The 20,022-nt window shown below is 60.9% G+C and carries 16 protein-coding genes, 1 tRNA gene and 1 pseudogene; 9 read left to right on the forward strand and 9 right to left on the reverse strand.

Going from position 1 to position 20,022, the window contains the following annotated elements; genetic code table 11:
• Complete coding sequence (locus tag K6U75_04465; GenBank protein MCL6474294.1) at positions 1–1,659, forward strand: DUF885 domain-containing protein; 1,659 nt, start codon at positions 1–3, stop codon at positions 1,657–1,659.
• A 4-nt stretch (positions 1,660–1,663) separates the two neighbouring features.
• Here the strand turns inward: K6U75_04465 and K6U75_04470 are convergent, their stop codons facing one another.
• Both K6U75_04470 and K6U75_04475 read right to left on the reverse strand, forming a co-directional pair.
• A complete protein-coding gene (locus K6U75_04470; GenBank protein ID MCL6474295.1) occupies positions 1,664–2,857 on the reverse strand; it encodes an ABC transporter permease subunit in 1,194 nt (397 codons plus the stop codon).
• Positions 2,854–3,600 carry an ATP-binding cassette domain-containing protein gene (locus K6U75_04475; protein MCL6474296.1) on the reverse strand — a complete coding sequence of 249 codons (747 nt, stop codon included), beginning with the start codon at positions 3,598–3,600 and terminating at the stop codon, positions 2,854–2,856. The genes K6U75_04470 and K6U75_04475 overlap by 4 nt, the downstream gene beginning before the upstream one ends.
• A 259-nt stretch (positions 3,601–3,859) precedes the next feature.
• Between K6U75_04475 and K6U75_04480 the strand changes: the two genes are divergently transcribed.
• Genes K6U75_04480 through K6U75_04495 form a run of 4 tightly spaced genes read left to right on the forward strand, consistent with a single transcriptional unit; the run spans position 3,860 to position 8,504 of the window.
• Positions 3,860–4,717 (forward strand): MurR/RpiR family transcriptional regulator, encoded by an 858-nt coding sequence (locus tag K6U75_04480; protein MCL6474297.1) that lies wholly within the window; start codon positions 3,860–3,862, stop codon positions 4,715–4,717.
• On the forward strand, positions 4,714–6,384 hold the full coding sequence (gene rpe, locus K6U75_04485) for a ribulose-phosphate 3-epimerase (GenBank protein ID MCL6474298.1): 1,671 nt from the start codon (positions 4,714–4,716) through the stop codon (positions 6,382–6,384). The genes K6U75_04480 and rpe overlap by 4 nt, the downstream gene beginning before the upstream one ends.
• Complete coding sequence (locus tag K6U75_04490) at positions 6,385–7,449, forward strand: galactitol-1-phosphate 5-dehydrogenase (protein MCL6474299.1); 1,065 nt, start codon at positions 6,385–6,387, stop codon at positions 7,447–7,449. It abuts the gene before it with no gap.
• Positions 7,449–8,504, forward strand: coding sequence for an alcohol dehydrogenase catalytic domain-containing protein (locus K6U75_04495; GenBank protein MCL6474300.1), 1,056 nt, complete (start codon positions 7,449–7,451; stop codon positions 8,502–8,504). Before K6U75_04490 ends, K6U75_04495 begins: the two co-directional genes overlap by 1 nt.
• Before the next feature lie 803 nt (positions 8,505–9,307).
• Here the strand turns inward: K6U75_04495 and K6U75_04500 are convergent.
• The 3 genes and pseudogenes from K6U75_04500 to K6U75_04510 form a co-directional block, all read right to left on the reverse strand.
• Positions 9,308–9,499: pseudogene (locus K6U75_04500) on the reverse strand (DUF1559 domain-containing protein).
• Between the two features lie 38 nt (positions 9,500–9,537).
• On the reverse strand, positions 9,538–9,780 hold the full coding sequence (locus K6U75_04505) for a hypothetical protein (protein ID MCL6474301.1): 243 nt from the start codon (positions 9,778–9,780) through the stop codon (positions 9,538–9,540).
• Complete coding sequence (locus K6U75_04510) at positions 9,770–10,921, reverse strand: substrate-binding domain-containing protein (GenBank protein MCL6474302.1); 1,152 nt, start codon at positions 10,919–10,921, stop codon at positions 9,770–9,772. Before K6U75_04510 ends, K6U75_04505 begins: the two co-directional genes overlap by 11 nt.
• 118 nt (positions 10,922–11,039) lie before the next feature.
• Between K6U75_04510 and K6U75_04515 the strand changes: the two genes are divergently transcribed.
• Both K6U75_04515 and K6U75_04520 read left to right on the forward strand, forming a co-directional pair.
• Positions 11,040–11,115 (forward strand) — tRNA-Thr (locus tag K6U75_04515).
• Positions 11,116–11,147: 32 nt separating this feature from the next.
• Positions 11,148–12,956: a protein kinase gene (locus K6U75_04520; protein ID MCL6474303.1), complete on the forward strand. Its 1,809-nt coding sequence runs from the start codon at positions 11,148–11,150 to the stop codon at positions 12,954–12,956.
• Between the two features lie 116 nt (positions 12,957–13,072).
• Here the strand turns inward: K6U75_04520 and ppdK are convergent, their stop codons facing one another.
• From ppdK to K6U75_04540, 4 genes are all read right to left on the reverse strand, one after another.
• Positions 13,073–15,751 carry a pyruvate, phosphate dikinase gene (gene ppdK / locus K6U75_04525; protein MCL6474304.1) on the reverse strand — a complete coding sequence of 893 codons (2,679 nt, stop codon included), beginning with the start codon at positions 15,749–15,751 and terminating at the stop codon, positions 13,073–13,075.
• Positions 15,752–15,937: 186 nt separating this feature from the next.
• On the reverse strand, positions 15,938–16,825 hold the full coding sequence (locus K6U75_04530) for a zf-HC2 domain-containing protein (GenBank protein ID MCL6474305.1): 888 nt from the start codon (positions 16,823–16,825) through the stop codon (positions 15,938–15,940).
• A 51-nt stretch (positions 16,826–16,876) separates the two neighbouring features.
• Positions 16,877–17,464, reverse strand: coding sequence for a sigma-70 family RNA polymerase sigma factor (locus tag K6U75_04535; protein ID MCL6474306.1), 588 nt, complete (start codon positions 17,462–17,464; stop codon positions 16,877–16,879).
• Positions 17,465–17,474: 10 nt separating this feature from the next.
• Positions 17,475–17,984, reverse strand: coding sequence for a DUF4446 family protein (locus tag K6U75_04540; protein ID MCL6474307.1), 510 nt, complete (start codon positions 17,982–17,984; stop codon positions 17,475–17,477).
• Positions 17,985–18,064: 80 nt separating this feature from the next.
• Here K6U75_04540 and lepB point away from each other — a divergent pair, with 80 nt between their 5' ends.
• Together lepB and K6U75_04550 are read left to right on the forward strand one after the other, a co-directional pair.
• Positions 18,065–18,496, forward strand: a complete 432-nt coding sequence (gene lepB, locus K6U75_04545; GenBank protein ID MCL6474308.1) for a signal peptidase I — start codon at positions 18,065–18,067, stop codon at positions 18,494–18,496.
• A gap of 17 nt (positions 18,497–18,513) precedes the next feature.
• On the forward strand, positions 18,514–20,010 hold the full coding sequence (locus K6U75_04550) for a BamA/TamA family outer membrane protein (protein MCL6474309.1): 1,497 nt from the start codon (positions 18,514–18,516) through the stop codon (positions 20,008–20,010).
• Positions 20,011–20,022: the final 12 nt, after the last annotated feature.

Raw genomic sequence — 20,022 nt, forward strand, 5'->3', positions numbered from 1 at the left:
ATGACCAACCACTGGAATGAACGCTGGGATGCGCTGGCAGACCGCCTGGCGCAGATGACGCTGGAGCGCTACCCCGAGATGGCGTCCTACCTGGGCGTACATACGTACGACCATCAAGTATACGACAACTCCGAGACCGCACGCGACGCAGAGATACGCGCACTCTACAGTCTCTTGAGAGAGATACAGTCCATCCCGCGCGATGCGCTCAGCCCGGAACGCGCTCTGGACCACGCGCTGGCGGAGAGCGAGATTCACCATCGGCTGATTGACCTCGAAGCGTGGCGCAGCTGGACACACGACCCCGATGTGCCCAACAGCATCGTGGTGGGTGGAGCGTTTGCGCTGGCAAAGCGTTCCTTTGCCCCGCCGGAAGAGCGGCTGAAAGCGGTCATCTCCCGTTTGAAACAAGCGCCGGGGGTGTTCGAGCACGCCCGCCGCCAGCTCAGTGAGCCGGCGCGTGTGCCCACCGAAATCGCTATCCAGCAGGTCAAAGCCACCGTAGGCTTCTTCGAGCAATCGCTTCCCGCCGCGTTCCGCACAGTAACAGACACCTCGCTCTGGAACGAGTTCGAGGAGGCTAATCGGACTGTCATTGATACCTATCGCGCCTATGCAGCGTGGCTGGAGGAGGAGGTGCTTCCCCGCGCGGAACATTCCTTTGCCATTGGAGAACGGCTGTACAGCCTGCGCTTAAAATGGGGTGAGGGGGTGGACATGCCGCTAGAACGGCTGATTGCCATCGGGCAGCAAGAGCTGCAACGGCTGCAAGAGGAGTTCACTGCCACCGCTGCGCGTATAGACGCCACCCGCTCGCCACGAGAGGTCTTCGAGGAAATGGCAAAAGACCACCCAACTGCCGACCAGCTCATCCCGTTCACGCAACAAATGCTGGAGGAGCTGCGGCAGTTTTGCATTGACCGAGACGTCGTTACCATCCCATCCGACGTGCGCTGTCGGGTGGAGGAGACGCCCGAGTTCATGCGTGAGCTGACCTTTGCCAGCATGGACACGCCAGGTCCCTTTGAAGAGGTGGCCACCGAGGCGTTCTACAACGTCACCCTGCCCGCCCCCGACTGGTCGCCAGAGGACGTGGAAGGGCACCTGCGCGCGTTCAACCGCTACAACCTGACCGCTATCAGCATCCACGAGGCGTATCCCGGGCACTACGTCCAGTTCCTGTGGCTGAAACACGCCCCCACGCGCCTGCGCAAGATGCTCGGCTCCTACTCCAACGCGGAGGGCTGGGCGCACTATTGCGAGGAGCTGTTCATGGAGCTGGGCTACAGGGCAGAGGACCCGCGCTACCGTCTGGCGCAGCTGCATGAGGCACTGCTTCGCGCCTGCCGATACGTCGCTGGCTTCGGGATGCACACACAGGGAATGAGTGTGGACGAGGCGAAGCAGCTGTTCATCGAACAGGCGCACATGGAACCCATCAACGCCGAACGCGAGGCGAAGCGCGGCACGGTGGACCCGATGTACTGCAACTACACGCTGGGTAAACTGTTGCTGCTTAAACTGCGCGAGGACATGAAGCGCAAGCAGGGCGCCGCGTTCCGCCTGCGACAGTTCCACGATGACTACCTGAAGGCAGGCTTTCCGCCCATCCCCCTGTTGCGCGAACAGATGCTGGGCGAGGTGGGAGAGGTGCTCTGACCACTCAGGAGCTGAGCAGAATCGCCTCCCGTTCGAACAGACGGGTGGCAACCTGAAGGCTGACGACTGCCACGACACAGGACGCCAGCAGCGAAAGCAACAGGAAGGAAGGCTCCATTACCCCTGTCAGCACCTGTTTGATGATAATCGCGCTATTGAGCACGGGCACAGCAGCCAGCCACAGTCCCGACTCGGTGCGTGCGAACATCGATGCCACCGCTGGCAGCACCACCAGCGTGCTGAGCGGTATCAGATAGGTCTGTGCTTCTTTCTGGTTGCGTGCGAAGGTGGAGATAATGGTCAGCACCGCCGAGTAGAACACGGTCAGTGGAATCAGCGTGACCACCAGTATGCCCATCGCCCACGACGAAACGCTGAACTTACCAGCCTGTTCACTGAAGATTTGCCCGCTCGCAGGAAGGGCAAACGCCAGCAACATGCCCAGCATGGCGAAGACGGCTGCTACCATGCACACCACGGCGACCGTGAGGAACTTGCCCCACACAATCTGCCGGCGGGTGGCAGGCGTAGCCAGCAGCGTTTCCATTGTGCCACGCTCCTTCTCCCCGGCGATGAGGTCAAACGCGGGCGACACCGCCCCGAAAAACGCCGACAGCACAATGACGTACGGCAGGATGATGCTCAGTATCAGATTGCCTGCTGGGTTCTCGGTCTGGATTGCCTGGGTGGTCAGGGCGATGGGTTGAGTAAACTCCGCTCCGATGAAGCGGCGGGCGAGGCGTCGCTGCACCCACTCGGCGCTCAGCTGTTCGCTCACCGTCCGAAGGCGTTGCACCGCATCGCGCGAACTGTCATTTAAGGGGTCAAACAGCACCTGCACCTGCGCGGTACTCTCGTTATGCAGCCGCTGGTCAAAGTCCGCCGCCAGCAGAACCACCGCCTTTACCACACGATGGCGCAGCTGAGTCTCCGCCTGTTCCCGCTCCTGCAATCGGCGCACGGCAAAACCCGCCTTCTCCAGTGCCGCAATGAACTCCTCACCACCTCTGGGGGCGACCACGGCGACGGGAATAATCACCTTCTGGGCGGACTCCTGACGCTGCTGCACCATCAACCCGATACCCCATAGCAGCAGGGGCGTCAGCAACAACGGGGAGACGATGGTGGAGAACAGCACGCGCCGGTCGCGAAGCACCTCGCGCAGTTCCTTCCAGAACACCACGAACGTGCGGTTCATGCGGGATCCTCCTTCTCGCCGATGAGGCTGAGAAACACCAGCTCCAGCGCGCGTTCTCCCGTGCGCGTGCGCAGTTCGTCCAGCGTGCCAATCGCCACGATGCGCCCGCGATGGATGACGGCGATGCGGTCGCACAGTCGCTCTGCCTCGCTCATGATGTGCGTGGAGAAGAGAATCGTATGCCCTCTGCGGCGACTGTCATCGATGAACTGCATGATGGTGCGCGAAGTCACCACATCCAGCCCTGCGGTTGGCTCGTCCATGAACATCACCGGCGGGTTGTGGAGGATACTGCGGGCAATGCTCACGCGCTGTTGCTGACCGGTGGAGAGGCGGTCGCATCGCCCGTCGATGAAATCCTGCATACGCAGTGTCTCCACCAGCTCGTCCACACGGCGGCACAGGTGCTCGCGGGATAAGCCGTACAGCGTGCCAAAGTAGTGCAGTATCTCGCGTGCGGTCAGGCGCCCATACAATGCGGTGGAACCGGTCAGATAGCCAATGTGCTGACGCACCTCCTGAGGCTGGGTGCGGACGTTGTAACCGGCAACGGTGGCATCGCCTGCGGAGGGAGCGAGAATGGTGCCCAGCACGCGCAGCAGAGTGGTCTTTCCGGCGCCATTGACTCCCAGAATGCCGAACACCTCTCCCGGACGCGCCTCGAAGCTCACCTCCTCGAGCGCAACCACCTGCCCGCGCTTGCGGTCGGAGAAGATCTTGCTTAAACCGCTGGCAGTAACCATTCCAATCTCTCCTATCGGCAAAAGAGACACCGAACCAGAGGTATGGGTTTCACCAAGTATGGAGTATTGTACGCCCTCACCCCCAACCCCTCTCCCGAAGTTTTGGAAGAGGGGTGCTGTTTACCCTCACCCCCTGCCCCTCTCCCACGCGGTGGGAGAGGGGTGTTTCGCCCTGTGGTCACACAATATTTTCTTCTTTGATATATCCTGTTGACAATTTTTTTCTGCCTCCTTATAATGGGAGTAGGAGGCGATAGACGTGGCTTCGGTACTGGAAAAAGTTTCCGCGCTGTATACCTCGCTGAACGAGGCAGAGCGCAAGGTGGCTGACTTCGTGCTGAACCATCCCGAAGAGGCGCGCGGCTGCAGCGTCATCCACCTCAGCGACCGCAGCGGCGTCAGCGAAACTACGGTGGTGCGATTCTGCCGCTCCATCGGCTTCAAAGGATACGCGGACTTCAAACTGGCTCTCGTGGCAGACCTGGCTCCCCAACGCGAGCCGGTGCCCGACTTGCACGGCGACGTGTCGCCCGAAGATGACCTTCCCCGCGTAGTACAGAAGGTGCTGAACATGGATATGCAGGCGGTCGCCAGCACGATGGAGCTGCTGGATATGGCGCAGTTCGAGCGGGCAGTAGAGGCACTGGCTCGTGCGCGGCGGGTGGCGATATTCGGGGTGGGCAGCTCCCTGCCGGTGTGCATGGACCTGCAATACCGCCTGCAGCGGTGCGGAGTGAACAGCCTCTTTTCGGTAGATGACCACATGCAAGCCATCAACGCTGCGCTGCTGGAGCCGGGCGATGTGGGGCTGGCGGTCTCCTACTCGGGCACAAGCCGGGAGACCATTGAGTCCACCGAGCTGGCGAAAGAGGCAGGAGCGCAGACCATCTGCGTCACCAGTTTCCGACGCTCCCCCTTAGCGAAACTTTGCGACATCTGCCTGGTGACCTCCGCAGGGCGCACGCAATGGCTGGACGAAACCATCACCGCGCGGATTGTGCAGCTGGCTCTTTTTGACGCGCTGTGCGTCGCGCTCGCACGCCGAAAGCGCCATGAATCGCAACCGATTTTGAACCGAATCGCTCGAGCTGTGGAACGAAAGAGGCATACGGTATGAACACTCCCTTACGACTCCTGCTGGGCATTAAAACCGACCCGATAGAATACCGTTACTCATATCCGTGGCTGTTCCGGCTGGCGGCGGAGGAAGGTGTGGAATACATCCAGCTGGGCAGCACATTCGAGTTCTACCTTCTGCCCGACGAGTTTTTCCACTGGTTGCGCGAGCAGGCGGAGAAAGCCGGTGTTCGACTCTACAGCCTGTTCACGGCGCATCGCGAACTGGGCGGCTTCTTCCGCAACGAGCCGGGCTGGGAAGCGGTCGCGCGGCGCATGTTCGAGCGATACATCCAGATTGGAGGCATACTGGGCGCGCGCTCGGTGGGGCACAATCCGGGCGCAGTGCTGCGCGACGAGATGCACACCAAACCACAGGGTATCGCCCGCTACGTGAAACACTTCAAGGAGCTGATGCACGTTGCGCACGAGCATGGCGTGGCGTGGCTGACCATCGAGCCGATGTCGTGCCTTGCGGAGCCCCCTACCCTGCCGGAGGAGATCCGGCAGATGGGCGAGGAAGTGACCGCCTACCACCGCCAGCATCCCGACAGCACCGCCTGCATGGGCTTTTGCGCGGATGTCTCGCATGGCTACGCCGACGCGCAAGGACACGTGGTATGGGACAACCTGCAGACCTTCGAAGCCACCCTGCCCTACCTGTACGAGGTGCACCTGAAAAACACCGATGCCCTGTTCCACTCCACCTTCGGGTTCGGTGCAGAGGAGAGAGCGACAGGAGTTGTGCAGGTGGAACGGTTTCGCGACCTGTTGCACGCCAATGTCCATCGGTTGCCCGTGCAGCAGGTGGTGGGCTATCTGGAGATTTCGGGACCGAAGCTGGGACGAGACTACAGCGACATGCATCTGGAAAAGTCGCTGCGCGAATCGCTACGATACCTGCGCGAGGCGTGGTGTGCCCCCGCGCAACCGTGCCATGAGCCGGTCAATCTCCCATCGGTAGACGTTGAACCCGTTCGCTTCTCGGCATCGCTCATGTGCGCTGACCAGCTGAATCTGGAAGCACACATCCGGCAGCTGGAAGCGCTCGGTATTCACTACTTCCATGTCGACCTGATGGACGCGCACTTCACGCCCAACATGCCGCTCGGGCTGGTGGTTCTCGAGCAGCTTCGCGAACGCACGCATCTGCCCTTCGACGTGCACCTGATGGTGGAGGACAACGATTTCTTCATCCGCAAGGTGTTGCCGCTGGGGGTACAGATGATTTCTGTACACACAGAATCTTCTCGACACCTTGACCGCACGCTCAGCCTGATTCGCGAGGGGGGCGCGATGGCAGGCGTTGCGCTCAACCCTGCAACACCGCTCATTGTGCTCGACTATGTACTGCACAAGGTGGATTTCGTGTTGCTGATGGGTGTGAACCCCGGCTTCGCGGGGCAGCAGCTGGTTCCCATCACCCTGCGCAAAATTGCCGATTGCCGCCGCTTTCTGGACGAGCGAGGCTTCACGCACATACCCATTCAGGTGGACGGCAATGTGAGCTTCGAGAACATCCCGAAGATGGTGGCGGCGGGAGCCGATATTCTGGTGCTCGGCTCCAGCAGCCTGTATCATCCGCAGGGCACGTTGTGGCAGAACCATCGGCGGGTGGTGCAGGCGGCGCGTGAGGGGCTTCGACAGCGGGCGGGAGGCGAGGCGTAGATGAAAGCGCTGGTGCTTCATGCGGTGGGCGATTTGCGCTACGAGGAGGTGCCCACGCCTCAGCCCGGCGTGGGCGAGGTGCTGGTGCGGGTGGCTTATTGCGGCGTGTGCGGCTCGGACATCCCGCGAATCTTTTCCAAAGGCACCTACCGCTTCCCCCTGATATGCGGGCACGAGTTCGCTGGGGTGGTGGAACAGTGCGGCGAGGGCGTGACGCAGTTCGCGCCCGGCGAGCGGGTAACGGTGTTTCCGCTGATATGGTGTGGGCGATGCTCCGCGTGCGAGAAGGGCAGGTATGTGCAGTGCGAATCGTACGACTACCTCGGTTCGCGGCGGGACGGCGCGTTCGCAGAGTACGTGGTCGCTCCGGCGAGGAACCTGCTGCGCGTGCCGCAGGGGGTGAGTCTGCAGGAGGCGGCGATGACCGAGCCGGCTTCGGTGGCGCTGCACGCCTTACGCCGCGCGGGGGGATGCCAGCCGGGCGAAACGGTCGCCATCTTCGGTGCGGGACCGATTGGACTGATGGTGGCGCAGTGGGCACGCCTTATGGGCGCGTCGCAGGTGCTGCTGTTTGACATCGTAGAGCAGAAGCTGGCGCTGGCACGCGAGCTGGGCTTTGCGCACGCTTACCATTCCGCTCAGAAAGCGCCCGAAGAGGTTATCGCCTCCCTGACCACAGGGCAGGGCGCGCACCTGTGCATCGAGGCGGTAGGCGTACCGCCGACGCTGCTGCAAGCCTGCACCTGTGCCCGGCGGGGCGGGCGTGTGGTTATTCTGGGCAACCCCTCAGCGGAGGTGACCTTCTCGCCAAGCTTGCTATCGCAGTTGATGCGGCGTGAGGTGAACCTATACGGTACCTGGAACTCGGATTATGCGGTGTATAGCGCGGATGACGACTGGCACACGACCCTGCAGGCGATGGCATCGGGTCTGCTGAACCTTCGACCGCTGGTCACCCATCGCGTGCCGTTAAGCCGCGCTACGGAAATCCTTCATGCGATGCACGAGAGGAAGGGCTTTTTCACCAAAGTGTTAATACATCCTGACGGACAGGAGGAAGACTGATGCTGGCTGCGGTTCTGGAGGAGCTGGGCAAACTGGTGCTTCAGGAAGTGCCGGAGCCCGAAATCGACGACGATTCCGCACTGCTGAGGGTGGAGGCGGTGAGCATTTGCGGCTCGGATGTGCGCATCCTGTATCACGGTAACCCGCGCGTGAAGCCACCTGCCATCATCGGGCACGAGGCGGCGGGAGTGGTGGTGAAGGTGGGCAAGAACGTGACACGGGTCAAAGAGGGCGACCGCGTGGCGATAGGCGCGGACGTGCCCTGCGGACAGTGCCGCTGGTGTCGCAACGGTCTGGGCAATAACTGCGCTATCAACTACGCCGTGGGCTACCAGATACCCGGCGCGTTCGCACAGTACATGAAACTGCCCAAGCTGTTGCTGGACGAGGGACCCGTCACGCCTATCCCCGATAGCATGGACTACGATACCGCCGCGCTGGCGGAGCCGCTCGCCTGCGCGATTAACGGTATGGAGCTGGTGAACATGGGGCTGGGCAAAAGCGTGGTCATCATTGGTTTGGGACCCATCGGCTGTATGCTGATTGACCTTGCCCGCGCGATGGGCGCGACAAAGATTATCGCCGTGCAGCGCAGCAAGGCAAGGCTGGAGCTGGCTCGCTTCTACGGAGCGGACGTGTACATTGCTGCAGAAGAGGAGGACGTGGTCGCGCGCTGCATCGAGGAGACAGGCGGTGAGGGTCCCGACATCGTGATTACCGCCAGCGCGTCAGTAGAGGCACACGAGCAAGCCATCGAGATGGTGGCACATCGGGGCTACGTGAACCTGTTCGGAGGCTTACCCAGAGGCACTCGGCCGATGAGCGTTTACTCCAACACGATTCATTATAAAGAGTGCTTTGTCACTGGCTCACACGGGGCGGTGCCACGCCACCACGAGCTCGCGGTGCAGTTGCTGGCGCAGGGGAAGGTGCGCGTGGCGCCGCTGATTACCCATCGTTTCCCCCTGTCGCAGATTCACCGCGCTTTCGAGGTGATGCAGAGCCGCGAGGGCATGAAGGTGATGCTACATCCGCACGGGAACTCGTCGTCATAAATGTCATTCTGAGCGAAGCGAAGAATCTCTGAGAAGCTTCGCTGACGCTGAGCATGACAAAAGACGCAACTGTCATTCTGAGCGAAGCGAAGAATCTCTTTTCGCGTAACTCCTAACACGGAAAAAGGGGGCAGACCTGCGGGTCTGCCCCCCTGCACGTGACAGGATTACTGCGGTGCGCGGTCTGGCGGCCAACCGGTGGCGGGGATGGTCGTCCACTTGCGCCCGTAGTTGACCAGCTTGGCATGTCCATCGAAGAAACAAACATTGTACCCTTGCGAGTGGTTCAAGATGGTGCGCCTGCCGGGATCGGAGGCATCGGCGCCGTCCCAGCCGAACACACCGCGCTCGGTGAACAGGATGCGCTCGGCGATGTAGTCGGACTTCTCATCCGGCGGCATGTCGTTCAGGTTCTTGTAGGTGCCGTCCGGATACCGCACGCACGGGAACGGACCGGGGTAGCCTGCGCTGCTGCCCGGACACCAGGTGTTGTACACCCAGTTGGGGAACCACTGGTAAGACTGCATGCCGGTCTGCATATTTGCAGCCGAGGGGTCGCGATACCTGTCGGACGGGCAGTACCAGATGTTCTTGTTCTTCTGATACGGACCCAGCTGCACCGTCATCAGCGTGCGGTAGAATTGGCTGCCGTAAGCGCAACGGGTGTAGTTGGGACCGCCATCGCCGGGGTTAAACCCTTCCCACCAGCCAAAGCAGTCCGCCCAGGGTTCTCCGCGGTCACCCGCATAGTTGTTGACATCCGGGTTCACTTCCCAGTTGCGGGGACCGGGGTAGGTGCCCATGGGGAACTTCTCGTCATAGTCCTGCGAGTACATGCGCACGGAGAGACCGATCTGCTTGAAGTTGGACAGGCAGGACGTCTGACGAGCCTTTTCCCGTGCCTGTGCGAACACAGGGAACAAGATGGCTGCCAGTATCGCAATAATCGCGATGACCACCAGCAGCTCGATCAGGGTAAACGCGTGTCGTTTCATGATGTGAAACCCTCCTTTTTGTAATGTATTTTTGATGTTTAGCGTCCAGCGGGAGCTGGCGCGGGCGCGCCCTGTGTGCCGCCCGGAGCTGCAGCACCAGGCGTTATTCCGCCTAGCCTGCGCTGGAACTCCGCTTGCACATCAGGGGGCATCGGCGGCGGCTCTGCCCCTCCGCCTGCCTTCATGCGTCCCTCTGTCATCCACCAGTAAACCCCGCCGATGACCAGCAGTACGACAACGATGATAATGACGGCGGTCACGGGGGACACCTCACGCTTCATACTCAGAACCTCCCTCCTTGGGTTGGATGCGCCGCGGGATACGCGGCTCGCGCCAGTGAACCGGTACCGACAGGATGTACGTGCGCGGAACAGACTGCCTGCCGCTGAGCCACTCGTCCAGAACGTCTACCGCGATTTCGCCCAGTCGGGCGAAGTCGGGCTGTGAGGTGGGGAAGGTCGGCTGGAAGAAGCGAGAGGCTTCTAGGTCATCGAACCCCACCACCCGGATTTGCTCTGGCACCGCCACACCCGCCTTTTGCAACGCGCGGATGAGCGACATGGCTGTTTGATCCTCCCATGCAATGAGCGCATCCGGAGGCGGGGACAGTTGCAGCAGCCGGTGAACCACCTCTTCCGGGTCAACCAACGCTTCCTCTACATGCAGGGAGCGCGTCAGGTTAATCCAGTTGCGATACTTCGGAGGAACAGGCACACCCGCATCCTGCATCGCTGCCAGCCAGCCATCCCGCCGCTCGTGGATGGAACGGTGCAGACAGTCTTCGTTCAACGGGAGAAAGGCGATGTTACGGTGCCCGTGTGCCAGCAGCGTCTGCGTCATCTCATAGCCGAGCCGGTAGTTGTCAAACACAACCAGCGGGCGTCCCCATTCCTCGTAGCCGATGTCAAAGAGGACGATAGGCACCTCTTGCCAGCGGCGTCGGAGGTAGTCCTCTGCCAGCTCGTGCCGCCAGCGGGTCACCGGATAGAGGATGATGCCCTGCGCCCCTGCCTGCAAGTGCTGCTCGACCAGTTTCTCTTCGTGCCGGATGTCGTCTTCGGAGCTCGCCATCAGCAGTTGATAGCCCCTCTGGCGAGCGCGTCGCTCGATGCCATAATAGGCGCGAAGCACCAGTGACGCACCCGCCCGCGGCGCAATAAAGCTCACCAGACGGGTGCGTGTGCTGACCGCAGGCACCGAGCGCAGGTAGACGCCACTACCCTGCCGGGACTCGATCAACCCTTCCGCCGCGAGCAGCGCCAGCGCTTTAGCCACAGTGGGTCGGCTCGCACCCAGCATCTCGCGCAGCTGGAACTGCGTAGGCAACCTGTCTCCCGGACGGGCATCCGGACGGCTGATCCATTCCGCCTTGATGCGCTCCGCCAACAGCACGTATGTCGGTAACCGTTTCACCGTGCTCATGGTGCTTTCATTATAAAACCCCTGAGCAAATTTGTCAAGCAATTGGGAATTGAAAACCAGATTTTTTCGGGAAAATCCCCTTGACGGAGTGGCTTTCTTGTGGTAGATTCGTTACCGGGCCGACGTAGCTCAACAGGCAGAGCAGCGGTCTTGTAAACCGCAGGCTAGGGGTTCGAGTCCCCTCGTCGGCTCCAGCAGGTGTCGCCGACGCCAGACAGGGACCCGGATGTCCGCCGGCACGATACTGCCGTGGCAGGGGAAGGAGCGCACAGTGACGCTCGGCACTGTTTTGGGAAAGTATCGTATCCTTCGCGAATTCGGCGGGGGCGGGATGGCATGTGTCTATGAGGCGGAGGACCAGAGCATTGGAAGGAAGGTGGCGCTGAAGGTTCTCATAGTGCCTCCTGCTGTACCTGAATCCGACAAATCCCTCCTTATCGAACGGTTCCAGCAAGAAGCGCGTGCCGCAGGTACCCTCTCCCATTCCAACGTGGTTACCCTCTATGAAGTCGGCGAGACAGACGGCGTGCACTATATCGCGATGGAGCTGCTCGCAGGTACCACCGTGCGCGAACTGCTGCGTGCGCGGGGCAAGATACCTGTGGATGAGGCACTGAACATCCTGCTGCAAGTAGCCCGCGCGCTGGATTACGCCCACAGGCAGGGAGTGATTCATCGCGACGTCAAACCGGACAACATCGTGGTGACCGAAGAGGGAGTGGTGAAACTCACCGACTTCGGAATCGCACGCGCGGCGAACGACCTGCTGCGCACACAAAAGGGGATCCTCGTTGGCTCACCCGCTTACATGTCCCCAGAGCAGATTCTGGGTGAACCTGTAGATTACCGTACAGACATCTACTCGCTGGGCGTGACTGCTTACGAGATGCTGACAGGGCGCAAACCGTTCGATGCCCCTGCCGTCACCGCGATGATGCATCGCATCGTTTACGACGAGCCCGACGCCGCTCCCGAACTACCCCGCTCCGCTGAGGCAGCCCTGCGCCATGCGCTGGCAAAAAAGCCCGAAGAGCGACCCTCTTCCGCTGTTGCCTTTGTGGAAGAACTCAGTGCCGCTTACTACGGCACCGCGGTGGTTTCACCGGAAGCGCGGATTGTGGCATCCTCCCATCCTTTGCATCGTGACAAGGAGAAAGCACGGATGAGCCCTTATTCTTCATTCTCATCGTCGCCCTCGCGGCGCCCCTACTGGATAGCTGGAGAGCTGGCTGTGGTGCTGCTGGTTGCAGGTATCCTTATGTGGTATTCGCTGTCGCCGTCGAAAGAACAGTTTGGCGTGCGAATCGTGGACGTGGGCGAAACGGCAACATCTACACCTGCCGTGGCCACCAATTATGTGCTGAACGACTTCGAGTTGAACCCCGGCTCGTGGCAGGCGGAAAACAAGGGCCTGAGGCTGGAACGAGTTCGCGGCGGCGCGAGTCAGGCGGCATACTGGCTGAAGGTCAGCGGGGTGCAACTAGCTGCGGGTGAACATGCCGCCATTTCGTGCCTGCCCGAAACGCGCGATTGGTCGCGATTCGGGGGGATTATTTCGCTGGATGTGCTGGTACCCGGCACCGCGCCACCCGACCTGCGCCTGACGCTGGAAGTGGAAGACTCCACTGGAGGCTTGCAGGTGATGCCTGGAGAAGGGGTGCTGCTCACTCCGGGCAGGTGGGCAGCGATGACATGGAACGCTGGCGCTGTCGCCCGCGATGTGGCGCGCCTGCGGGTGAAGCTGCTGTGTGGGCAAACTCCCTACAGGGGCTATTTCGGTATCGACCACGTGCGGGCACAGGGCGCGGCAACAAGCCCTGCCGCGTTGCGTTACAAAGTGCGTATTGGACCGTTTACAGACCAGGTCTCGCTGGAACGGGAAACCGCGCGGTTGAAATCGCTGGGGAAGTCGCCATTTGTGGTGCGCGAGGGCGACAAGCGTTACCTGCAGGTAGGAGCATTCACCACTATCGAATCCGCCCGACGCGAGCTGGAGGCTCTGGTTGCAGAGGGCTACACGGAGATTCGTCAGTAGCCTGCCAGTATTCCTGTCGCGACCGTGACTCGGAGAACAGCCCGGCAGGAGCCTCGCCCCGTGGAAGGAAAGCCCGCCCCTCTTCCAGCGCGTGGAAGAGGGGCATGGGGCGAGGGCTACTTGTCCACCGTCACGGACACTTTGTCCTTAATCGCTACCTGAGCGGCAGCAAGGCGGGCAATCGGCACGCGGAACGGCGAGCAGGACACGTAGTCCAGCCCGATTTCGTGGCAGAACTCGATGGATGACGGCTCGCCACCGTGCTCACCGCAGATGCCCAGCTTGATGTTGGGGTTCACCTTGCGGGCGTCTTCCACGCACATCCGCATCAGCTTGCCGACGCCCTTGCGGTCCAGCTTCTCGAACGGGTTGGCGGGCAAGATGTCCATCTCCACGTATCGCTGTAGGAACTTGCCCTCAGCGTCGTCGCGGCTGATGCCGAAGGTGGTCTGCGTAAGGTCGTTCGTGCCGAAGGAGAAGAACTCGGCGTATCGGGCTACGTCATCGGCGGTCAGCGCGGCACGCGGAATCTCGATCATCGTGCCGAATTTGTAGTCGATATCCGCGCCAGTCTCTTCGAGAACCGCCTTGGCAACCGCTTCGAGCTTCTCGCGCACGAACACCAGTTCGTTCACGTCGCCCACCAGCGGGATCATTATCTCCGGATGCACGTCGATGCCCCGCTTCTTCACGGCGACCGCCGCCTGCAGGATAGCACGTACCTGCATCTCCACGATTTCGGGGAAGAGGATGGAGAGACGGCATCCGCGCAGACCCAGCATCGGGTTGAACTCGCGCATGCCCTCGATCGCCTCCAGCAGGCGTTCTTTCTCCGCCAGCAAGCCTTCCAAAGCCTTGCCGCCGAGCGTGTTCACAGCCACCCGCAGCTCGGTGACCTCGCGAAGCGTCTGCTCGTAGCTGGGCAGGAACTCGTGCAACGGCGGGTCGATGAGGCGGATGGTGACGGGGCGTCCCTCCATCACTTCGAAGATGCCCTCGAAGTCCTTCTGCTGTACGGGCAGGAGCTTATCCAGCGCGGCACGCCGCTGTTCCTCGGTACGCGCCAGAATCATGTCCTGCACGACCGGCAGGCGGTCCTGCTCGAAGAACATGTGCTCGGTGCGGCACAGACCGATACCCTCTGCACCGAACTCCACCGCTTGTTTGGCGTCGCGCGGGTTGTCGGCGTTGGTGCGCACGCCCAGCTTGCGCCGCTCGTCTGCCCAATCCAGCAGCTCGTGCAGTTCATCGGTGAACATAGCTTCCACCAGCGGCGCCTGCCCGAGGATGACCTCCCCCGTGGAACCGTTGATGGAAATCCAGTCGCCTTCCTTCACGGTAATGCCGTTGGTGGTAAACTCGCGCCTGTTGAGGTCGATGGAAATCGCCTCACAGCCCGCCACGCAGGGGATACCGAAGCCGCGTGCCACCACCGCCGCATGGCTGGTCATACCGCCGCGAGCAGTCAAAACGCCCTTGGAAGCGAGCATCCCGTGGATGTCGTCGGGCGTGGTCTCGGGACGCACGAGGATAACCGGCTCCTCCTTACCGCGCTCGGCTGCGGTGTCGGCGTCAAAGATGGCTTTTCCAACCGCGGCACCGGGCGAAGCCGCCAGTCCCTTGGCGATGACGTTGACCTTCGCCTTGGGGTCGATCTGCGGGTGCAACAGCTGGTCGATATCGCCGGGCTTCACGCGCAGGATGGCTTCGTCCTTGCTGATAAGCCCCTCCTTCGCCATGTCCACGGCGATCTTCACCGCCGCCAGCGACGTGCGCTTGCCCACGCGACACTGCAGGATGAACAGGCGGTTCTTCTCCACGGTGAACTCGATGTCCATCATGTCGCGGTAGTGGTTCTCCAGCAGTTTGGCGATTTCGTCGAACTGCTTGTAGATTTCAGGGTTGATGGACATCAGCTCGTCGAGGTGCATGGGGGTGCGGATACCCGCCACCACGTCCTCGCCCTGCGCGTTCACCAGATATTCGCCGTACAGCTTCTTCTCGCCGGTCGCCGGGTCGCGCGTGAACGCCACGCCGGTGCCCGAGTCGTCGCCCATGTTCCCGAACACCATCGTCTGCACGTTGACGGCGGTTCCCAAATCCCAGGGAATGCCCTCGCGCTCGCGATATACCTGAGCGCGCGGGTTGTTCCACGAGCGGAAGACAGCCTCGATCGCCAGCTTCAGCTGCTCGAAGGGGTCCATCGGGAAGTCCTTGCCGGCTTCCTCTTTGACCAGCTTCAGGTAGTCATCGCACATCTGCTTGAGGGCATCGGCAGGTACTTCCGTATCCAGAGTGACACCGAGCTTCTTTTTGTACTCGTCGAGGATTTCCTCGAACTTGTGCCTCTCCACGCCCAACACGATGTCGGAGAACATCATGATAAACCGGCGGTAGGCGTCATACGCAAAGCGAGGGTTATTCGACTGCTTGATTAAGCCTTCCACCGTCTGCGTGTTGAGTCCCAGGTTGAGGATGGTATCCATCATGCCGGGCATCGAGAACTTCGCGCCCGAGCGGACGGACACCAGCAGCGGGTTCGCCGGGTCGCCGAATTTGCGCCCCATGCGCTTTTCCACTTCCGTCATCGCAGCGCGCACTTCGTCCATTAACCCCTCAGGGAACTGGTTGCCGCTGCGGAGGTATTGCATACACACTTCAGTGGTAATCGTGAATCCTGGAGGAACTGGTAGACCGATGTTGGTCATTTCTGCAAGGTTTGCACCCTTGCCGCCCAGAAGGTCGCGCATCTGGGCGTTGCCTTCTTCGAAGAGGTAGACACGCTTATTCGCCATATCCTTCCACCCGTCGCATAGAGTTTTGCGTCGCCTGTCGGCGAACCGGGCGATGCAGTGCACCGCCCTTATATAGGATAACACATTTTTGGCACAGGTCAAGGGGAATGGCAATTATCGCAAGATAAGCACACCGCCCCGCGGGGTGACGGGGCGGTGTGTTTGGGTAGGGCGGACGGGATGGGGTTACCGGGCAGTTAAGACGGTGGTGCCGTCCTCGGCACGCGAAATCTCCAGTTTCAATTCCGCCGCTACCTTTTCTAACAGCTCATCCAGCGCCACGCCGGTAGACCTCAGGCTCACACGTGTCAGCGGGTCCGTCTCGCCCATCAGCACCAGAGGCACGCCGTATGCCCCGGCGATGCGCGAAAGCGTCTCCTCCACCGTTTTCTCTTTCACTACCAGCACAGGCTTGGAGTCCTGCGACAAGATTTCCGCAGGCAACCACGCACGCAACACGCTGCCGTTGTCCCAGCTGACCCGCACCTCCAGCACAGATGCGCCCGCCGACAAGGGCAAAACCACCGGCGTCTCTTTGGCTACGAGCCCACGCCACACAGTCCTGGTTCCTGATGCGACCTCAACCACTGTAGGCTGAGGGGCATTCATTTTCAGCATCCAGCGCAGGTCACCCTGCTCCGCCCGGAACGGCTCGAAGCGCACGGGCAGGATCCGGGTTTTCACCGGAGTGACCGGGCTGCCACCACTCGAAACCACGCTCAACGCGATAGCATCTGTTCGCTCATTGTGTGACCACAGCACCAGCGCAAGGATTGCCAGCACGGCTGCCGCCGCAAAAGCGAAGCGCGGGCGCCATGCCAGCTCCCACCAGCGCAGGGGGGAACCGGCTGGTACTCTCGCGTAAACCTCCTGCATGATGCGGGCGTGCAGGGAATCGGGTGCCTTCACAGGCTGCACCTGCGCCATCATCTGCCACAACGCACGAACATCTTCCAGCTCGGCGCGGCAGGAGGCACACCCGGCGGCGTGTTCCTCCATCTTCGCCGCCAGAGGAGGCGCTATGCTTCGCTCGATGTATGCCGATATGAGTTCCCGAAACTGTTCACAACGCATGGTTCCAACACCACTCTTCCGCTGGTAGGCTCTTCGTTGCGTTTGACGAACTTATCCGCCAAAAAGTTCCCGCGAGGGTTGCAAAATCTCACGCAACGCCAGCCGGGCGCGGTTCAGTCGGCTTTTAACCGTGCCCACCGGCAGATTCAGCATCTGTGCGATCTCTTCATACGAGAGGTTTTCAAAGTGATACAACACGATGAGGATGCGACGTTCCGGAGGAAGCTGCGCAATCGCCTTCTGCAAAACCTCTTCGCGTTCCTCTTGCTCCACCAGCTCCTCAGGGCCTGGGCTGGTGTCTTCTATCTGGCGCGTGAGGGTATCGCCGTCCAGCTCGAGCTGCTCTTCTAACGAGACGTTATGGCGCCCCTTCGACCGCTTGCGCATGTCCAGAAAGGTGTTGACCACCACCCGATGCAGCCACGTGCCGAAGTTGGCTTCACCGCGAAAGGTATGTAGCCCCTGAAAGACGCGCACAAAGGCTTCTACCACCACATCGCTGGCATCGTCGTAGTTGCCCGACAGGCGGTAAGCCAGATTGTACGCCTGCTTCTCGTATCGGCGTACGAGCTCGTCAAACGCTTCGCGATCGCCAGTGCGACATCGCTCAATCAGCTGCCGGTCTTCAAGAGGTGCCATGGTGTACCTCTCATGCTGGCGAGAGAGCGTTTCGCAACGCCTGCTGCTCTTCTTCACTTAGCGGGTGCGAGGGCTGTCCCTGCCGCACCGCCTTGGCATATACCCGCACATCCGAGCGACTGTAAACGCTGGTCAGGATGATACCGTTTTGCCAGGCGTCCAGCATCGCCAGCGAAAAGCTTTGTTGCCCCCCAACGTCTTCGAATGCATCATAACGCACCAGTCCCACGTGCTGCACACACAGAGGTATCCGCTCCTCGAGGGCGGAAACCCGCTGTTCCACCTGCCGCTGACGGGTATCCACTTCCTCCACCCGTGCGAGGTGGTCCATCAACACCCTTTCCAGGCTCGCACCGCTCGCACCTGCAGTCAACCTCTGGAGGCGTCTGCTCAACGAGCGTACCCGCACCAGCAGCAGTGTCAACAACAGCACCCACAACAGGTGCAGAAGCAGACACACGACAAGCCACATCTCCGCATTCTGCCCGACGCTTTCCTGCACTCCCTGCCACAGGGACATGCTTCCGACCTCCTCTTGAATGCACTGTCCTCGAAGAGTATACTCAAGACGGAACCATTCACACAAAGGGAGGCTCCGAAATGCAACCGGACCCGGTCGAAAAACCAGCCGAAAAAACCGAACAGACTGCGAAACAACGACGTTGGTTCAGACAAGCCGTAGCTTTATTTGTCTTTTTGATTATAGCCTTCCTCTATCACAGCTTTTTCACCCTTTCAGTGGTCAGGGGCAAGTCGATGGAACCTGCCTTCCGCGACGGACAGGTCGTGCTGGTGGGCAAGGGCGGGTTGCTATTCGGTCCGCTGAAGCATGGTGATGTGGTGGTGTTTACGCGGAACGGACAGCTGCTGGTGAAACGGGTGGTCGCTCTGCCCTATGAAACCGCCCCAGACGGCACCCGCGTGCCCGCCAATCATATTTACGTGGTTGGTGATAACCTGGAGGTATCGGAAGATAGTCGTACATTCGGTCCTATCCCTCTCAGCAGCGTTATCGGAAAGGTACTATACTGAAAAGGAGGTTGCTTACAGTGTCTAAGTACTGGATGGCTTTCATCGGCGTTCTGGCTCTCACCACTGTGGTCGTGGCTCAGCCGCAGACAGTAACCGCCATTCGCTTTTACGGTTCACAATCCGACGGCTCCACCGTGCTTCCTGCCGAGCAGATACTGTCGGTGATGCAGACGCAGGTGGGCGGCGTTTTCGACGAGGAGCGGTTGCGTGAGGATGCTGAGGCCATTCAGAAGCTGTATGAACAGCAGGGCTATCCGCTGGCGCGCGTGGTCGGGTTTGAAAGGCAAACGGACGGCACGGTGATTGTACGCATCGCGGAGGGGATGATCCGCGGCGTGCGTGTCACAGGCAATCGGCGCACGCGCAGCAGCGCGATCCTGCGCAACCTGCAGCTGCGTCCGGGTGAGATTTACTCCCTGCCCAAACTCCAGCGTGAGCGCGAGCGTCTGGGCAGGTTGCCCTACCTGAAGGATGTGCAGGTGGCTCCCGAGCCCGCCGATGAGCTGGGACAGGTACTGGTGAACATCATCGTCGATGAACTGAACACCACCCAGCTGGCAGCGGCGGTGGGCTACACCTCACGACGCGGATGGCTGGGCTATGTCGAGTTCTCGGACTCCAACCTGTTTGGAGGCGGACAGAGCCTGCAACTGCAGTGGCAGCGAGGCACTTTTTTCTACGATGGAGGACCCGAAGAGGGCGAACAACGCCAGGCATACCTGTTCCAATATACCGACCCCTTTCTGACCGACTGGGGATTGACTATCGGTATTAAGGCATACGACCTGCAATCCGTATTTCGCCCCAGTTTCTCACAAACCGACGTCACCCTGCGCACTTTCGAGAAACGGCGAGGCTATACACTGTTACTGGGCAAACAGTGGAGCGACCACCTGCAGGTAACGGCGACCTTCCGCAACGACGAAGTGGACTACGACGATGCGCCGCCATACCTGCTTTCCTTCGGGCAGAAGGTGCAGAATCGCGGGCGGGTGGTAGCACCTGGCGTGCAGGTACAGTACGACTCGCGCGACAACCGAATCAACCCCCGAGGGGGGATTTTGGCTTTGGGCAGATGGGAAGCGGCTCAGCGGTCGTGGGGCGGAGACTTCGCCTTTGACCGTGCAACGCTCGACCTGCGCGGTTACTGGCCCGCACCGCGAGATGGAACCTTCGCCTTGCGGGCGGTAACGGGCTTTGCCACTAGGGACTTGCCCCTGTCCGAAAGCTTCTGGCTGGGCGGTTTCGACCTGCGCGGTTACGAGTTTGACGAGTTTCGCGGTGACCGCATGGTGTTATTCAGCGGCGAGATGCGCTTCCCCCTGCTGGAAGGCATTCAGGGAGTGGTTTTCCTCGACGCGGGGGATGCCTGGCGCAGAGGCGAGAGTGTCCAGCTGAACGTGGGGGGCGGCGTCGGCGTGCGTTTCTTCACCCCCTTCGGCGCGATTCGGCTGGACGTGGCAGCGGGAAAGCGCAGGGTGTTTACCTACGTCACGCTGGGTCAACCGTTCTAGCGGAGGTTTCGT

The organism is Bacillota bacterium (assembly GCA_023511455.1).
Lineage (GTDB): Bacteria > Armatimonadota > HRBIN16 > HRBIN16 > HRBIN16 > HRBIN16.

What these genes read in the sequence shown, in the direction of transcription:
- K6U75_04470 (MCL6474295.1), bottom strand. Translation starts at nt 2,857, where the DNA reads ATGAACCGCACGTTCGTGGTGTTCTGGAAGGAACTGCGCGAGGTGCTT.
- K6U75_04495 (MCL6474300.1), top strand. Translation starts at nt 7,449, where the DNA reads ATGCTGGCTGCGGTTCTGGAGGAGCTGGGCAAACTGGTGCTTCAGGAA.
- rpe (MCL6474298.1), top strand. Translation starts at nt 4,714, where the DNA reads ATGAACACTCCCTTACGACTCCTGCTGGGCATTAAAACCGACCCGATA.
- ppdK (MCL6474304.1), bottom strand. Translation starts at nt 15,751, where the DNA reads ATGGCGAATAAGCGTGTCTACCTCTTCGAAGAAGGCAACGCCCAGATG.
- K6U75_04505 (MCL6474301.1), bottom strand. Translation starts at nt 9,780, where the DNA reads ATGAAGCGTGAGGTGTCCCCCGTGACCGCCGTCATTATCATCGTTGTC.
- K6U75_04475 (MCL6474296.1), bottom strand. Translation starts at nt 3,600, where the DNA reads ATGGTTACTGCCAGCGGTTTAAGCAAGATCTTCTCCGACCGCAAGCGC.
- K6U75_04520 (MCL6474303.1), top strand. Translation starts at nt 11,148, where the DNA reads ATGTCCGCCGGCACGATACTGCCGTGGCAGGGGAAGGAGCGCACAGTG.
- K6U75_04510 (MCL6474302.1), bottom strand. Translation starts at nt 10,921, where the DNA reads ATGAGCACGGTGAAACGGTTACCGACATACGTGCTGTTGGCGGAGCGC.
- lepB (MCL6474308.1), top strand. Translation starts at nt 18,065, where the DNA reads ATGCAACCGGACCCGGTCGAAAAACCAGCCGAAAAAACCGAACAGACT.
- K6U75_04490 (MCL6474299.1), top strand. Translation starts at nt 6,385, where the DNA reads ATGAAAGCGCTGGTGCTTCATGCGGTGGGCGATTTGCGCTACGAGGAG.
- K6U75_04530 (MCL6474305.1), bottom strand. Translation starts at nt 16,825, where the DNA reads ATGCGTTGTGAACAGTTTCGGGAACTCATATCGGCATACATCGAGCGA.
- K6U75_04465 (MCL6474294.1), top strand. Translation starts at nt 1, where the DNA reads ATGACCAACCACTGGAATGAACGCTGGGATGCGCTGGCAGACCGCCTG.
- K6U75_04540 (MCL6474307.1), bottom strand. Translation starts at nt 17,984, where the DNA reads ATGTCCCTGTGGCAGGGAGTGCAGGAAAGCGTCGGGCAGAATGCGGAG.
- K6U75_04535 (MCL6474306.1), bottom strand. Translation starts at nt 17,464, where the DNA reads ATGGCACCTCTTGAAGACCGGCAGCTGATTGAGCGATGTCGCACTGGC.